A 13893-nucleotide genomic window follows, 5' to 3' on the forward strand; every position below is an offset into this window, starting at 1 on the left:
AATTTTTTATTGAATAACTATACAAAAGACGGTCTAAAGGGAATCAGATCCGACATCTTGATCAATCCTGGCCTGTAGTCAACAACTGCCTTTGCGAGGTTCACCAGAATGGCGGCAGTTCCTAAATCGCCCTTCGTTCCGGTGCTTCGCCACGTTACGGGGTTATCTCCCTCAATTACTATCTCCTCGTATTCGCTTGCCCCAGCGTAGGCGTGGAATTCAATTCTGACCTTCTCTTCGTCATTCTTTATGGCGGAAGCGTATCCCTTGAGGCCTCTGACCTTCCCCGCCGGTACCTCTGCATTGCTCTCTGCCACGACTATCTCCTGTCCTTCCTTAATGTCATCCGGCTTCAGCCCCATTGCTTCGCAAACAACCATCACGGATTCAGCATATCCAACGTGTCCGGTCATCTCTCCTGATTCGAGCCTTCTCTTCACTTCTTCGACGTCCATGCCAACGCCTACTTTTTTCTGGAACGCTGTTCTCCTTTTCAGCGCGTCAACGCTCCTGACTGCCTTTATCCGCTCAACCTTTACCGAAGGGGCAGAGAGAACGACAAGAAGCGTGTCGAGTAAGAATCCGGGATTAATTCCGGTCCCGAGAACAGTAACACCATGCTCCTTTGCAAGGCGGTCTATCTTTTCCGCCAATTCGGGATAGCGGTATTCCGGATAGCTGAGAGTTTCGCATGTGCTTATGACGTTGAATCCTTTCTCCACACACTTCTTTATCTGCGGAAATACTGAATCAAGATATGAACCTGTTGTAAGAAACACCACATCGCCTTCGAAGTCGAGGGAGTTCCTTACTTCGGCTTTGATGTCAAGGTTCAGCAGTTCTCCAGCGTTCTTACCGACAAGTTCTGGGTTCACGTCTACTGCGCCAGCTATCTCGATTCCCTTCTCATATGCGGCCTTTGTCACAATCCTGCCTATCTGCCCGAATCCGTAGATTACTGCTTTGATCACCATAGAAATCCCCTAAGAAGTCTGATAAGAAGAAAAATTAAAAAATTAGATCAGACCCTTCTCCTTGTAGTACTTCTCTGCGCCAGGATGCAGCGGAATGGACATTCCGTCGAGTGCTGTTTCGAGGGTTATGTCCTCTGCCCTCTTGTGAGCAGCAACGAGTTCGTCCCTGTGCTCGAATATGGCCTTGGTTATCTCGTAGATAACATCTTCGGGCATATCTTCTCTCGTTGCGAGCATTGCAAGCACGGCAACACTCTTCACATCCTCGTCAACTCCCTTGTAGCTTCCTGCGGGTATCGTGTACTGGATGTAGAACTTGTACTGCTCGGAGAGCTTCTGGAATATCTCATCTGGAATCTCGACGATCTGCACATCCTTAACTGCTGCAATGTCACTGACAGCAGCAGTTGGAACACCGGCAACTATGAATCCTGCGTCAATGGTACCATCCTTCAGCGCGTCAGCAACCTCCTTGAAGTTTAGATAGCGAATGTCCGTGTTGCTCTCGTCGATTCCCACTGTGCCGAGTATCTGGAGTGCTGCTACTGCAGTTCCGCTTCCCGGAGCGCCTACAGCAACTCTCTTACCCTTCAGGTCGTATATTGTTTTGATTCCCTTGTCCTTCAGGGTTACAATCTGGACGACCTCAGGATAAAGCGTTGCAACCCCTCTGATGTTTTCTATCTTGTTGTCCTTGAACATCTCCGTTCCAGTGTATGCGTAGTAGGCGATATCGTTCTGCAGCAGCGCAAGCTCAGCCTCGCCGTTTCCGATTTTTCTTGCGTTGGCAACGGAAGCACCGGATGTTACAGCCGTTGCTTTAACGCCCTTCACGTGCTCGTTAATCACGTTTGCCATGGCTCCACCAATCGGGTAGTATGTACCAGCAGCACCACCTGTGAGAATCGTTACATGGATTTCTTCCGGCGTCGCTTTTGTTTCCTCTGCGGCAGGTGTTTCCTGCTCCACTGGCGTTACCTGCTTCTCTTGGGCGCAGCCTGAAAGTATCAGTGCGGCGCCCAGCACCAGCAGCAAAAACAGCTTGGCTTTCATTCTCATCACCTTATGTTAAAAGATATCCACTGGTTTAAAACAATTACTCCAAACAATATTAAACCGGCAATTTTCGAATACAGCGAAGGGGCGAGCAAAAGAATCCCGGGGATGAGTAAAAACATTCTCGTCGCTTTGCTGCACGGCCTGAGCAGATATCCTATTGTGGCTCCGTTGATGGCGACGATGCCGAGCATAACGCAGAGAACTATCCAGAGCAGGTTTATAATGTCGGGAAGTGAAAAGCTCAGGTTGAGAAGAAGTATGATTGGAGAATATATGAAAACGTACGGGACGAGATACTTTCCAATGCCGATTTTAGCTGCGTTTATTCCTGTTTTCCATGGGTCACTGCCGGCGATGGCAGAACCTGCGTATGCTGCAAGCGCAACCGGAGGTGTGAGGTCTGCAGCAACGCCGAAGTAGAATACGAACATGTGGGCTGGAAGAACGAGTTCGGGATATGCAGCGAGAAAGTCTCTGACGTTCATTCCCGCGTTTGCCGCCATGAAGGTTATTATTGCAGGCGCAGCAATCGTGCTGGTTATTATGTAGTTTGCCGTCGTTGGAACGCCCATTCCGAGCATGAGTGATACGAACATGGTTAGCAGAAGTATTGGAAGAAGCTGGCCGTTAGATATGGTTACAGCTTCAGCGGCGATCTTGAATCCCAGGCCTGTAAGCGTAACCACGCCGACTATTATGCCTGCTGAAGCACACGCAATGGCAACTGCAACCGCTCCTCTCCCACCGCTGTTGAGCGCTTCTATGAAGTTCGACAGTATGTTCTTCGCGAGAACACCTGCAGGCAATCTCTCGCCTTTCGGGCGCTTCAGGTTCTCGTAAATGGGTTTGATGATCATTATCGCCACTACGCTGAGAATTGCGTAAATCGCTGCAAGTATCGGCGTAAATCCGTGGACGAGCATGTGAACGAGGACAAATAGTGGCACGAGGTAGTACCAGCCACCCTTCAAAACGTCCAGCGTTCGGGGGAGTTCCTCTCTTGGCAGCCCCCTCAGGTTTTCCTTTCTCGCTTCAAGATCAACGGCTGTAAAAACTCCGAAGAAGTACAGGAGAGCTGGTATCAGCGCTGCATAGGCTATAGTTACGTACGGCATCCCGACGAACTCTGCCATTATAAATGCTGCTGCCCCCATCACCGGCGGGAGTATCTGTCCGCCCGTAGATGCAGCAGGTTCAACGGCTCCGGCAAATTCGGGCTTGTAACCAACGCGCTTCATCAGGGGTATTGTGAACGTGCCCGTGGTGACGGTATTCGCAACAGAACTGCCTGAAACCGTCCCCATCAGGGCACTCGCCATTACCGCAGCCTTTGCTGGCCCGCCGACCATTCCTCCTGTTATCGAATACGCGAGGTCAATAAAGAACTTTCCAGCCCCGGATTTCTCAAGAAAAGCTCCGAATATTATGAACAGAACAACGAAGGTTGCGGAAACTGCAAGCGGTGTGCCGAAGACGCCCTCTTTTGTGAGGTAAAGGTGCTCGAGCACTTCTTTCCACGTGTAAGGTGGGTGAGATAACACACCCGGCAGGTTGGCGCCGTATTTTGCGTACAGGATAAACACTATAACGATTACGGCCATTGCGGGATTTACGGCTCTTCTTGTGGCCTCAAGGACGAGGATTATGCCCATTGCTGAAATCACGTAGTCCATGGTGTTGTAGCCAATGGCAGCCCTGTGAATCAGGTCGGAGTAGTTTATCGTTATGTATAGCGCGACGTAGGCTCCAATTATTGCGAGGATTAAGTCGTATACAGGGATTTTGCCGGAATTCTCACCTCTTCTTGCCGGGAAGAGTAGGAAGGTAAGTCCGATGGCAAAGGCGAGGTGAATGGACTTCACGATGTCCATCTGGAGCAGCCCCGTGTAGGAGCCGTTGATGATGTGAAATGTCGAAAAGAGAGCTGAAATTATAAAGACGAGGATCGCATAGGGTTTTGACAGTTCTCTTTCATGCATGAACTTCCTCTTCAGCCTTGGATCGAGTCCGTCTATGTCCAACCCAACACCTCCCGGATGAGAAACTCCCCGCAGGGGATATTTTTAATACTGACGGTGATGAACCCATTGCTAAATTTTAGAACTTTTCCATTGACGGATATCGTGTAGTTATTTATTGGGGACGTCGAAATTTTCAGAGAGCTGAAAGTCCTGTGGATTTCGTAAACCATCCACTTCTGACCGTCTATCTCCTGAAATGAGAAGTTATTCTCTGTGCTCGGCAGTCCCCAGCCTGCGGACTGGGTGAGGGTTTTCACGAGCGTCAGATTGTTTCCCTCGATTACGTATATCTCGACCCACGGGCAGAGTTCGACGGAATGAATGAAGGATATCTTCACCTCGTCCCCATCTTTTACCGCAATGACAGTGGTATTTTTCCCCTCCACCATGAGAACCTTGACAGGTATGGCTGAGGATAGCAGGATTACTATCAGCAAAGCAGATAGCACGGTGATTGCTTTATCCTTCATCTACCTCTGTAAAACCATTGTGGCTCATATGCTTTTTGAGTCGCACATCGTTTTCATGAAGAAATTATTATTTGAACATATTTAATTCTATTATTTAAATTACTTTTTGTCTATCTTATCTCTACTGCTGGCCAAAAAAGGTTAATAGGATCGGGAACAAATAATATACAGTGATAGGATATGAGGCGGTTCGACTGGAGGTCTTTTGAGAGAAAGGGGAAGAACAAGAAGGAGAACAAGGAGGAGAAGCTTCTGATGGAGAACCTCGAAGACCTGAGGAAGGAAATCATGAGCAAGGGCGGCGAGGACATAAAGGAGATCGCCAAACTGGTTCTGAAAGAGGAGGAATAGTGTGAATACCGAAAGCCTCCTGAAAGTGAAGGTCAAGTTTCTTGGATTCGATAAGAAAGAAGATGTCGTCGAGGTAAGTAGGGGTAAAACTTACTCGGCGCTGCTTGAAGAGATGGGAGTCAATCCTGAGACAGTTGTTGTGATAAAGGATGGTGTGCCTGTTCCGGTTGACGAGAGGGTAGAGGAGGGGGAGGTTACCATAATAAGGGTGATTTCCGGAGGCTGAACTTAATTCGAAGCTGGTAATTTGTTAACAAACTTTATTTTTATTCTTGCTCTGGATTTGCTTTTGATCTGTTGGAAAATTATATATATAGAAAATGCAGAAGCAGACCCAGTAGACACAAGCTTAAAAGCTGTAAAAAATTCTAAAACAAATTACGTATTTAAAATAAATCTGCCAGAAGCTTATCAGCTTCTGTACACTTCTGCAAAGTCAAATTCGATTTCTTTGCTTATGATTTCTCCAACTTCACCCAGCATGTTGATGAGCCTGTTGTAGGAATCGAGGAAGTCGATAACACTCTCTCTTTTGTTGAGCTGGGCCTGAATCTCGGTAAGCTCACCCAGCAGGTCCTGATCGATCTCGCCGTTAAGCTGTTTCGAGATGAACTCTCTCTGCTTCTCCTGGAACTGGGCGAGCAATTCCTGGGCGGCTTCATCCTTCTTTAACATCTCCTCTTTTTCGAGGAACTCCTTATATTCTTCCGTCTCCTGTATTGCACTGGCAAGAGCCAGCGCCTTTTCCTTAACAAAGTCCGATACCATCTTCAATTCACCTAACCTTTTCGTTTCCAGCTCTTTTTATCTCCAACTATTTTAACTTTTCCGTGATTTATTTCTTTATTTTATTTTTCAGGCTTTTTTATCACTCTCGCCGGTCTGATTGGAATTCTTCTGACAAAGCCGCAGTTCAGGCACGTGATTATCACCCTTGACTTCGCAACCCTTACCCTGATCCTGTCATACCTGTAGGGGTACAGACACTTCTTGCAGAACAGCCTCTCCTCCCTCGGTATTCTCAGCCTGTACTTCATTGCAATCCTCCTCGCAAGTTCCACGTAGCGCCTCGCCAGCTCGTAGTCCTCGAACTTAACTTCATGGGCTTTGTCGAGGAGGATTTTTATTCTCCGGAGAGCTATCTTCTTTTCGAGCTTCTTTTCCCTTTTCAGCATTTGTAGAAGGCTTGAGGGTGCAGTATATGACCTTTTTTATGATCTTTGCATCTGTGGGATTCGATGGATGCAGTTTGGTCAGTCGCAATCCATTTATTAACTTCAGAAAAATAGAAATCATTATAGTACAAGATTTAGCCGTTTTGGACGGACTATGAGGAACGGAATATTCCTTTCGCTGGCAACCATTGGAATTCTCGACAGTCTGTACATTCTCTATCTTGAGCACTTCGAAGGAGTGTGCTTAGCAGGCTCGTGCACCAACGTTCCTGCCGTATTCGGTCTGCTCTGGTTTGCTACATCTCCGCTTGCCGTAGAGCGAGATAAATTCAGGCCTGCGTGGACTATCGCTGGATTGGTGGGTGTAGTATTTCTCGTTTCGATCGAACTTGCCAGCGGAACGTTCTGCCCTTACTGCACCATCGCGCACACTGCTGGACTTGCCATGATTGCTATGACCACTCTGGAGAAGAAAGCTGCAATTAGGTTCTCCGATACTTAGTAAAAAAATTAAAAAAGAGTAAAAGGGAGGTTACTCCCCGCCTCCTGCAGGAATCTCTCCAACAACGTTGTCAACGAAGAAGTTCATTGAAAGCAGCTCTTCGTCGCTCATCACTTCGCCTTCAGCCTTCACGAGGTTACCATTCTGGTCATATATTGGGCCAACGAATGGGTACTGTTCTGGCACCTCGTGCTTGAGGTACTTCTCCTTCTCTTCCATCACTTTCTTCTGCACGTCTTCAGGCACTATCGGATTGAATGGCGCAATGTCCACTACACCCTTGTCAATACCCCACCATATCTGCTCGCTCTTCCATGTGCCCTTCATTACGTTTTCAATGACGTAAGCGTAGATTACGCTCCAGTTCCATACCGCTGCTGTGAGGTGAGCCTTGGGGGCAAACTCGTACATGTCGCTGTGGTATCCAATGGAGTATACTCCCTTCTCCTGGGCTGCCTGCTGTGGAGCTGGAGAGTCCTGGTGCTGGGCTATAACGTCACATCCTTCCTCGATAAGGCTCAGTGCAGCTTCTTTCTCCTTTGCGGGGTCATACCATGTGCCAGTCCATACAACGTAAACCTTCGCATCCGGGTTTACGGCCTTGACACCCAGAGCGAATGCGTTGATACCTCTGATGACCTCAGGAATCGGGTGGGCAGCAACGTATCCGATCTTGTTGGTCTTGGTCATCTCTCCGGCAACGATACCTGTCAGATAGCGAGCCTGATACATTCTTCCGAAGTAGGTACCAACGTTTTCAGCCGTCTTGTAACCACTGCAGTGCATGAACACGATGTTCGGGAAGTCCTTGGCAACGGTTATGGTTGGATCCATGAATCCGAAGGATGTCGTGAAAATTACATCGTAACCCTGCTCTGCATATTCTCTGATAACTCTCTCTGCATCAGCATCGCTGACGGATTCAGAATAGGCTGTCTGTACGCCGTAAACCTTCTCGATGTACTGTCTTCCTTGGTCGTGCATGTAGCTCCAGCCCGCATCACCCACTGGACTTACGTAAACGAATGCAACCTTGAGCTTCTTCTCCTCTGCTGGCGTAATGGTCGGCTTGGGCGTTGCCTTCTCCTCCTGTGCACACCCGGCAATGAGCAGCGCGGCCATCAGTACTGCTACTATTAATAGTCTCCTCATGTGGAAGGCAACAACGTAGGTACAACATAAGTCTTTTCATCCAAAGTATTATAAATCAAAATTAATGAAAAAATTCAACTGGAAATTCAATACCTTTGCTCCCTTATGTACGGCTTACCGAGTGCCGACGGAGCACCAAACTTTTCTTTCTTTCTCATCACGCTGAATAGAAGCACGAGAATTGTTACAACGTACGGAATCATCTTCAGTAAATGATAGGACACACCAACACCGGCAGCCTGAAGCTTGAACGACAGCACATCGAGTCCGCCAAAGAGATAAGCTCCAAGTATGGCCCTCTGGGGCATCCATCCACTGAATATCACTAAGGCCAAGCAGATCCAGCCTCTACCTGCGGTCATGCCATCTGTCCATAGTTTTGCGTACGCGAGGCTTAAATGCGCTCCAGCGATGCCAACAAGGAAGCCCCCAATCAGCACGCTTGCATACCTCAGCTTTTCGACGCTTATTCCAAGGGTGTCAGCCGCTTCAGGACTCTCTCCAACGGCTATTATCTCCATACCGTGCCTCGTTCTGAAAAGGAAGAACCACGTTAGCGGTACGAGGAGCATTGCAGCATAAACGAGAGGATCATGACTGAAAAACGCCTCACCAACAAAGGGAAGCTCAGAGAGGTATGGAATGTTCACGGGTTGAATGTATTCAGCGACCTGCCCGATGTAGTTCCTGCCGAGAAATCCCGTTAAGCCAATACCGAGCAGAACGAGCATCAGGCCGGTGACCGATTGGTCGGCTTTCAGCGTTATTGAAAAGAAGGCGTGGATTGAAGCCATCGCCATGCCCGCAAGCCCGGCAGCGAGGACACCCAGCCAGGGGTTACCTGTCAGCAGGCTTACGGCAAATCCCGTCATTGCGCCCGTAATCATAATTCCTTCGAGACCGAGATTCAGCACGCCACTTCTTTCAGTTATTATTTCACCGAGCGTCGCGAAAAGCAATGGCGTGCCGGCCCTTATTGATGCGGCTATGAGCGAGGCTATGAAATCCAAATTTATCCCCTCCTTATCGTATACTTCGTGAAGAATTCACCGCCAATTATAAAGAGGACAATCAAAGCCTGAAAGACGTAGACGATTGAAACAGGAATAGAATACGTGGTCTGCAGCGCTGAACCGCCCACGTACAGGAATCCAAACAGAAACGCTGAGAGGATTACTGCAAGTGGGTTGCCCTTGGCAAGCAAGGCAACGGGAATACCTGCATATCCATAGCCCGGCGACAGTCCGCTCCTGAGTCTCATGTGTATCCCGCCCACTTCTATCATGCCCGCAAGTCCCGCAACAGCTCCACCTATCAGCATTGTATAGACTATAATCTTCTTCCTGTTTATTCCTGCATACTCCGCAGCTTTCGGGTTTGCGCCAACAACCTTGACGGCAAACCCGAAACCCGTTTTCCTGACCACGTAGTAGAGCAGGACCGCAATTGCTATGGCTATGAACACTCCTGCATGAAACCTCGTTCCAAAAAATCTCGGAAGTATAGCAAAATCCGGGAAGATGTCCGAGTATGGGAAGTTGTACACTTCTTTGCCCCTCATAGGGCCGTAAACGAGATAATCGACCCAGTAAATTGCTACATAGTTCAGGAGAAGCGTCGAGATTATCTCGTTCAGCTCAAACTTGGCTTTAAGGACACCGGGAAGGGAGGCCCACACCAAACCCATGAAGGAGGCGGCGAAAGCCATTGCAGGCAGCACAAGTGGTGGGGGAAGTGAAACGTAAAGGGCAATGAAGCTTGCGGCGAAAGCCCCCATGTAAAGCTGTCCTTCAGCACCAATGTTCCACAAACCGGCTCTAAGAGGGATTGCTACTGCAAGTCCAGTTAGTATAATTGGGGCAGTTTTGACAAAAAGCTCCGTCAGTCCGAACTTTGAGCCGAAGGACCGGGAAAACATCGTCATGTATGCATCAACGGGATTCACGCCAACAGTCAGCAGCAGCAAACCGACGAAAAGCAGAGAAACTGCTATTGAGATGAATGGTACGGCATACACGAGCCATCCTGGGGTTTCGTGTCTTCTTTCTATCCTTATCACGTTGCTACGCCTCCGGGTGTGATTTCAAGACCTTCAAGAGTTCCTCCGGCCATCAGGTATCCAATTTCCTCTATGTCTGCCTTCTCTCGCGGGATAATCCCCTTTAGTTCTCCCTCGTAAATAACGGCGATTGTGTCACTGAGCTGGAGGATCTCATCCAGATCCTCAGATATCAAAAGGATGGCGCTGCCACTTTTTGCTGCATCGATTAATCTCTGCCTGACGTATTCGATTCCAGCTATGTCGAGCCCCCTCGAGGGCTGGGAAGCGATTAAAAGCTTGGGGTTTCTCGAAAGCTCCCTTGCAAGGATTAGGCGCTGGATGTTGCCTCCAGAAAGTGTACTTGCGGGCACATCCAGCGAGGGTGTTTTGATTGCGAACTCCTCTACGAGTTTCTTTGCCCGCTCCTCCATAGCCTTAAAATCGAGCGTAAATCCCCTTCTGAAGTTCCTGAAGTCTCTGAGCATGAGGTTCTCAGCAACGCTCAGTGATGGGGCAAGCCCCACACCAATCCTGTCTTCGGGGATGCACGCAATACCGCTCGCCGTGTAACCTTCAACGCTGAGGTTAGTGATGTCTCTGCCGTTCAGAATGATTTTGCCCTTCCTGGGCTTTCTCAGTCCAGCTATAGCTTCTTCAAGCTCTTTCTGACCGTTTCCTGAAACTCCAGCTATTCCGAGAATCTCTCCCTTTCTTATGCTGAAGGAGATGCCTTTTAGAGCCATCAACCCTCTATCGTCCTCCACCCACAGGTCTTCCACCTTCAGAACCTCTTCGCCCAGCTCCACTTTTGGCTTCCTGATCTCCATGACGACTTCTCTACCGACCATCATTCTGGCAAGTTCTCTCTCGTCTGTCTTGGAGGTTTCAATCGTTCCAACGTTTTTGCCCCTCCTTAACACTGTAATTCTGTCAGTAACACTCAGCGCCTCCTTGAGTTTGTGGGTTATGAAAATAACCGTCAGACCCTTATCTGTCATGGCTTTAAGGGCTGAGAAAAGGTTTTTGACTTCCTGAGGGGTTAAAACGGCTGTCGGTTCGTCAAGAATTAGCAGCTTTACGTTCCTGAACAGGGCCTTGAGAATTTCAACCCTTTGCTCCTCTCCCACGCTGAGGTTTGCAACAACTTCGTCAGCGTCAACACCAATACCGTACGTCCTGGAAAGCTCGTTAATCTTTTCTTTGACCCATCCTTCATCAATCAGAGGATCTTTTGGCGTCCTGTAGCCGAGCACAATGTTCTGAAGGACGTTCATCCTTCGCACGAGCATGAAGTGCTGGTGAACCATCCCTATTCCAGCTTCTATGGCATCCTTTGGAGACTTGAACCTCACCTTTTTTCCTTCGAATATTATCTCCCCTTCGTCGGGCTGGTAGAGGCCGTAGAGCACGTTCATTAGAGTCGTTTTGCCCGCTCCATTCTCTCCAAGCAGGCCGTGGATTTCACCCCTGTAAACTGTAAGGTTGACACCGTCGTTGGCAACAACTCCCGGAAATCTCTTGACGATTCCTCGCATTTCGAGGAGGACTTCCCTGCTCAAGGCTAACCCCTCGTCTCGCTATAGATTTCAAGCGCTCTGTTGATAATTTCTGGATCAACATCGAGATTGAAGTTGATTTTGAGATGTTCCCTAATTTCTTCAACGTTTGATGCGGGTATTTTGGGCAGAAATCCAAGAATCGTTTCAAAAACGCCCCAAGGGTATACAATCCATATCCACTCGTCGAGAATTTCTGCTGCAAAATCTGGCCTGAACGAGGAGGTATTTTTGTGATGAAGCACAGCAGTCTTGGTTTCATTAGCTCCAAGCTCCTTTACGTGCTGAACCACAACATCCATGGTCTTGCCCGTGTCCGTAACGTCATCCACAACGAGCACGTTCATACCAGAGATGTCAGCGTTCAGAGGTTGTGTAATCACTGCATCTTCTCTTTTTTCCGCAACGTCCCAGTGCTCCGCCTTTACGCTGTAGAGGTTTCTAATGTCAAGAGTATCGCTCAAAATCCTCGCCGGCACCCATCCTCCCCTGCCAACGGCTACAATCGCTTCTGGCGAGAATCCTGATTTCCTTATGTCCCCAGCGAGCTTGAGACACAGCCTGTAAACGTGATCCCATGTGAGCAGCACTGTGGTTATACCCATGCCATGCCGTTATCCTGTCGTTTTAAACATTTTACTCCAGGATTTATCACTTTTTATCACTTCTATCGCCAGTCTCAGGAACATGCAAATCCGTAACTATCATCCGTAACGATTATCTTCCGCAGTTACCTTTACCCCTTCTGCCACCTCTTCCCCTGCCCCGGCACACACCTCTGTGTATGTTCGCGCTCCCGCACTCGGGACAGTTTTCTGGTCTGCCTGTTCCGAAGGGCTCACCCCATTCATGACCGCAGTTGAAGCAGCGGAAAATGCGCATGACGTTTTCTCCTCCCACTATCCTCACGTCCGCTCTACCAAGAACGGCCATACTGGCCTTCCTCCTCGCCTCTTTGAGAATTCGGTGGAACGTTGGCTGCGACACGCCCATTAGCTCCGCTGCCTCTATCTGCGTCAGACCTTCGATGTCCGCAAGCCTCAGAGCTTCGAGTTCATCCGGAGTAAACTCTACTGTTCCCTCACAGGCTGGCAGTTCGAGAAAGACTTTTCTGCACTTTTTTCTCCGGGGCACAAACAGAAGTAAGATTTCTCGAAGATAACCTTTTCCTCCGCTACAAATATATACTCTGCCCTCGGCTCACCAAAAGATTTAAAACGTAACCGCCTTGATGTGTGAAGCCGATGAGTGATGACGCAAGGAAGGAGGTGTAAAGATGTACGTGAGGTTTGAGGTTCCTGAGGATTTGCAGAATGAAGCTCTCTCCTTGCTTGAAAAGGTGAGGGAGACGGGGAAAGTGAAAAAAGGGACAAACGAGACGACAAAAGCAGTGGAACGAGGTATGGCGAAGCTTGTATACATAGCCACAGACGTTGACCCGCCGGAAATCGTAGCACATCTGCCACTGCTCTGCGAGGAGAAGAACGTACCATACATTTACATCAACAGCAAGAGCACCCTTGGCCAGGCTGTCGGAATTGAGGTTGACTGTTCCGCAGCGGCAATCATAAACGAGGGAGAAGCGAAGAAGGAACTCTCGCAGATCGTTAGCAAGCTTGAAGGATTGAAGAAATAAATTGAAGAATAACGTCGTAAATTTACGAAGTAGGTGATGTTTATGGCGGAAGAGGAAGACATCCAGCCTGCAGAGGTTATAGAAATTATAGGCAGGACTGGAATGCATGGCGAAGCAACGCAGGTCAAAGTCAGGGTACTCGCTGGCGAGAACAAGGGTAGGATTATCACGAGAAACGTCTTCGGGCCGGTGAGGGTAGGAGACGTGCTCATGATTAAGGAGACTGCAAGGGAAGCCAAGAAGCTCTTGGTGAGATAAAGGTGGGATCATGGAGAAAAAAATCTGCTCTTTCTGCGGTGAAGAGATTGAAATAGGCACCGGCAAAATGTACGTCAGAAGGGACGGCAGGGTTCTCTACTTCTGCTCCAACAAGTGCGAGAAGAACATGCTGAAGCTGGGCAGAAACCCGAGAAAGCTCAAGTGGACGAAGTTTTACCAGAAGAAGCAGTAGTTAGTTAGTGTAGCAGTAAAAAAGTGGACAGGGGTGTCATATATGGAACGCACGTTCGTAATGGTCAAGCCCGACGGCGTGCAGAGAGGACTGGTTGGCGAGGTAATAAGCAGACTCGAACGCAAGGGCCTGAAGATCGTCGGACTCAAAATGATGTGGATTCAGGAAGAGCTTGCCATGGAACACTACGCAGAGCACGCAGAAAAGCCGTTCTTCCAGAGCCTCGTTGACTACATAACCTCCGGCCCTGTCGTGGCTATGGTTGTTGAGGGCAAGGACGCAGTTAAGGTTGTCAGGACTCTCGTTGGAGCGACGAACCCTGTAGAAGCTTCGCCGGGGACAATAAGGGGCGACTTCGGCCTCGACATAGGCAGAAACGTCGTGCACGCGTCGGACTCGTTGAAGTCTGCGGAGAGGGAGATTTCCCTTTTCTTCGACGCAGAGGAGCTGATAGACTACTCCAAATCCGGTGAAGAGTGGCTTTACGAGTAGCAAAGTATAACAG

19 protein-coding genes are annotated in these 13893 nt (G+C 48.8%); 7 read left to right on the forward strand and 12 right to left on the reverse strand.

Translation table 11 applies throughout. From position 1 onward, the window contains the following. Window positions 1–17 precede the first annotated feature (17 nt). From ARCVE_RS02175 to ARCVE_RS02190, 4 genes are read right to left on the reverse strand one after another with little or no spacing between them, the layout of a single operon-like run. Window positions 18–974: an NAD(P)H-dependent amine dehydrogenase family protein gene (locus tag ARCVE_RS02175; RefSeq protein ID WP_013683144.1), complete on the reverse strand. Its 957-nt coding sequence runs from the start codon at window positions 972–974 to the stop codon at window positions 18–20. A gap of 42 nt (window positions 975–1016) precedes the next feature. After that, window positions 1017–2027, reverse strand: coding sequence for a TAXI family TRAP transporter solute-binding subunit (locus ARCVE_RS02180; protein WP_013683145.1), 1011 nt, complete (start codon window positions 2025–2027; stop codon window positions 1017–1019). A gap of 5 nt (window positions 2028–2032) precedes the next feature. Next, a complete protein-coding gene (locus tag ARCVE_RS02185; protein WP_013683146.1) occupies window positions 2033–4054 on the reverse strand; it encodes a TRAP transporter permease in 2022 nt (673 codons plus the stop codon). Beyond that, the gene (locus ARCVE_RS02190; RefSeq protein ID WP_013683147.1) at window positions 4045–4524 is read right to left on the reverse strand and encodes a DUF1850 domain-containing protein; all 480 of its coding nucleotides are present in this window, start codon (window positions 4522–4524) and stop codon (window positions 4045–4047) included. The genes ARCVE_RS02185 and ARCVE_RS02190 overlap by 10 nt, the downstream gene beginning before the upstream one ends. A 180-nt stretch (window positions 4525–4704) precedes the next feature. Between ARCVE_RS02190 and ARCVE_RS11470 the strand changes: the two genes are divergently transcribed. Further along, the gene (locus ARCVE_RS11470) at window positions 4705–4875 is read left to right on the forward strand and encodes a hypothetical protein (RefSeq protein WP_013683148.1); all 171 of its coding nucleotides are present in this window, start codon (window positions 4705–4707) and stop codon (window positions 4873–4875) included. 1 nt (window position 4876) lies between these two features. After that, window positions 4877–5101, forward strand: a complete 225-nt coding sequence (locus ARCVE_RS02195; protein WP_013683149.1) for a MoaD/ThiS family protein — start codon at window positions 4877–4879, stop codon at window positions 5099–5101. A gap of 185 nt (window positions 5102–5286) precedes the next feature. Here the strand turns inward: ARCVE_RS02195 and ARCVE_RS02200 are convergent, their stop codons facing one another. Next, window positions 5287–5643, reverse strand: coding sequence for a YlbF family regulator (locus ARCVE_RS02200; protein WP_013683150.1), 357 nt, complete (start codon window positions 5641–5643; stop codon window positions 5287–5289). Window positions 5644–5723: 80 nt separating this feature from the next. Continuing rightward, entirely contained in the window at window positions 5724–6050 is a 327-nt protein-coding gene (locus ARCVE_RS02205; RefSeq protein WP_013683151.1) for a ribonuclease P protein component 4, read from the reverse strand. Between the two features lie 154 nt (window positions 6051–6204). On the opposite strand from ARCVE_RS02205, the gene ARCVE_RS10735 reads away from it, so the two are divergent. Beyond that, a complete protein-coding gene (locus tag ARCVE_RS10735) occupies window positions 6205–6552 on the forward strand; it encodes a vitamin K epoxide reductase family protein (RefSeq protein ID WP_013683152.1) in 348 nt (115 codons plus the stop codon). A gap of 30 nt (window positions 6553–6582) precedes the next feature. Here the strand turns inward: ARCVE_RS10735 and ARCVE_RS02215 are convergent, their stop codons facing one another. The 6 genes from ARCVE_RS02215 to ARCVE_RS02240 all read right to left on the reverse strand — a co-directional run bounded on the left by ARCVE_RS02215 (window position 6583) and on the right by ARCVE_RS02240 (window position 12435). Continuing rightward, complete coding sequence (locus ARCVE_RS02215) at window positions 6583–7704, reverse strand: BMP family ABC transporter substrate-binding protein (RefSeq protein WP_013683153.1); 1122 nt, start codon at window positions 7702–7704, stop codon at window positions 6583–6585. Window positions 7705–7790: 86 nt separating this feature from the next. Beyond that, entirely contained in the window at window positions 7791–8714 is a 924-nt protein-coding gene (locus ARCVE_RS02220) for an ABC transporter permease (RefSeq protein ID WP_013683154.1), read from the reverse strand. A 2-nt stretch (window positions 8715–8716) separates the two neighbouring features. Continuing rightward, the gene (locus tag ARCVE_RS02225; RefSeq protein WP_013683155.1) at window positions 8717–9763 is read right to left on the reverse strand and encodes an ABC transporter permease; all 1047 of its coding nucleotides are present in this window, start codon (window positions 9761–9763) and stop codon (window positions 8717–8719) included. Further along, window positions 9760–11304, reverse strand: a complete 1545-nt coding sequence (locus tag ARCVE_RS02230) for an ABC transporter ATP-binding protein (protein ID WP_013683156.1) — start codon at window positions 11302–11304, stop codon at window positions 9760–9762. Before ARCVE_RS02230 ends, ARCVE_RS02225 begins: the two co-directional genes overlap by 4 nt. A gap of 2 nt (window positions 11305–11306) precedes the next feature. Continuing rightward, window positions 11307–11906 carry a phosphoribosyltransferase gene (locus tag ARCVE_RS02235; RefSeq protein ID WP_013683157.1) on the reverse strand — a complete coding sequence of 200 codons (600 nt, stop codon included), beginning with the start codon at window positions 11904–11906 and terminating at the stop codon, window positions 11307–11309. A gap of 112 nt (window positions 11907–12018) precedes the next feature. Continuing rightward, the gene (locus ARCVE_RS02240) at window positions 12019–12435 is read right to left on the reverse strand and encodes a DUF134 domain-containing protein (protein WP_013683158.1); all 417 of its coding nucleotides are present in this window, start codon (window positions 12433–12435) and stop codon (window positions 12019–12021) included. Window positions 12436–12577: 142 nt separating this feature from the next. Here ARCVE_RS02240 and rpl7ae point away from each other — a divergent pair, with 142 nt between their 5' ends. The 4 genes from rpl7ae to ndk are packed head-to-tail and all read left to right on the forward strand — an operon-like array spanning window position 12578 to window position 13880. Then, the gene (gene rpl7ae, locus ARCVE_RS02245; protein ID WP_013683159.1) at window positions 12578–12937 is read left to right on the forward strand and encodes a 50S ribosomal protein L7Ae; all 360 of its coding nucleotides are present in this window, start codon (window positions 12578–12580) and stop codon (window positions 12935–12937) included. A gap of 42 nt (window positions 12938–12979) precedes the next feature. After that, complete coding sequence (locus ARCVE_RS02250) at window positions 12980–13195, forward strand: 30S ribosomal protein S28e (RefSeq protein ID WP_013683160.1); 216 nt, start codon at window positions 12980–12982, stop codon at window positions 13193–13195. A 10-nt stretch (window positions 13196–13205) separates the two neighbouring features. Then, entirely contained in the window at window positions 13206–13388 is a 183-nt protein-coding gene (locus ARCVE_RS02255) for a 50S ribosomal protein L24e (RefSeq protein WP_013683161.1), read from the forward strand. Window positions 13389–13430: 42 nt separating this feature from the next. Then, the gene (gene ndk / locus ARCVE_RS02260) at window positions 13431–13880 is read left to right on the forward strand and encodes a nucleoside-diphosphate kinase (RefSeq protein ID WP_013683162.1); all 450 of its coding nucleotides are present in this window, start codon (window positions 13431–13433) and stop codon (window positions 13878–13880) included. Window positions 13881–13893 lie beyond the last annotated feature (13 nt).

It is taken from the genome of Archaeoglobus veneficus SNP6, from assembly GCF_000194625.1.
In the GTDB taxonomy this organism is placed as follows: domain Archaea; phylum Halobacteriota; class Archaeoglobi; order Archaeoglobales; family Archaeoglobaceae; genus Archaeoglobus_C; species Archaeoglobus_C veneficus.

Excerpts from the sequence above, each read along its gene's own strand:
- ARCVE_RS10735 (WP_013683152.1), top strand. The coding sequence starts at position 6,205 with ATGAGGAACGGAATATTCCTTTCGCTGGCAACCATTGGAATTCTCGAC.
- ARCVE_RS02215 (WP_013683153.1), bottom strand. The coding sequence starts at position 7,704 with ATGAGGAGACTATTAATAGTAGCAGTACTGATGGCCGCGCTGCTCATT.
- ARCVE_RS02180 (WP_013683145.1), bottom strand. The coding sequence starts at position 2,027 with ATGAAAGCCAAGCTGTTTTTGCTGCTGGTGCTGGGCGCCGCACTGATA.
- ARCVE_RS11470 (WP_013683148.1), top strand. The coding sequence starts at position 4,705 with ATGAGGCGGTTCGACTGGAGGTCTTTTGAGAGAAAGGGGAAGAACAAG.
- ndk (WP_013683162.1), top strand. The coding sequence starts at position 13,431 with ATGGAACGCACGTTCGTAATGGTCAAGCCCGACGGCGTGCAGAGAGGA.
- ARCVE_RS02175 (WP_013683144.1), bottom strand. The coding sequence starts at position 974 with ATGGTGATCAAAGCAGTAATCTACGGATTCGGGCAGATAGGCAGGATT.
- ARCVE_RS02250 (WP_013683160.1), top strand. The coding sequence starts at position 12,980 with ATGGCGGAAGAGGAAGACATCCAGCCTGCAGAGGTTATAGAAATTATA.
- ARCVE_RS02200 (WP_013683150.1), bottom strand. The coding sequence starts at position 5,643 with ATGGTATCGGACTTTGTTAAGGAAAAGGCGCTGGCTCTTGCCAGTGCA.
- ARCVE_RS02205 (WP_013683151.1), bottom strand. The coding sequence starts at position 6,050 with ATGCTGAAAAGGGAAAAGAAGCTCGAAAAGAAGATAGCTCTCCGGAGA.
- ARCVE_RS02255 (WP_013683161.1), top strand. The coding sequence starts at position 13,206 with ATGGAGAAAAAAATCTGCTCTTTCTGCGGTGAAGAGATTGAAATAGGC.
- rpl7ae (WP_013683159.1), top strand. The coding sequence starts at position 12,578 with ATGTACGTGAGGTTTGAGGTTCCTGAGGATTTGCAGAATGAAGCTCTC.
- ARCVE_RS02235 (WP_013683157.1), bottom strand. The coding sequence starts at position 11,906 with ATGGGTATAACCACAGTGCTGCTCACATGGGATCACGTTTACAGGCTG.
- ARCVE_RS02190 (WP_013683147.1), bottom strand. The coding sequence starts at position 4,524 with ATGAAGGATAAAGCAATCACCGTGCTATCTGCTTTGCTGATAGTAATC.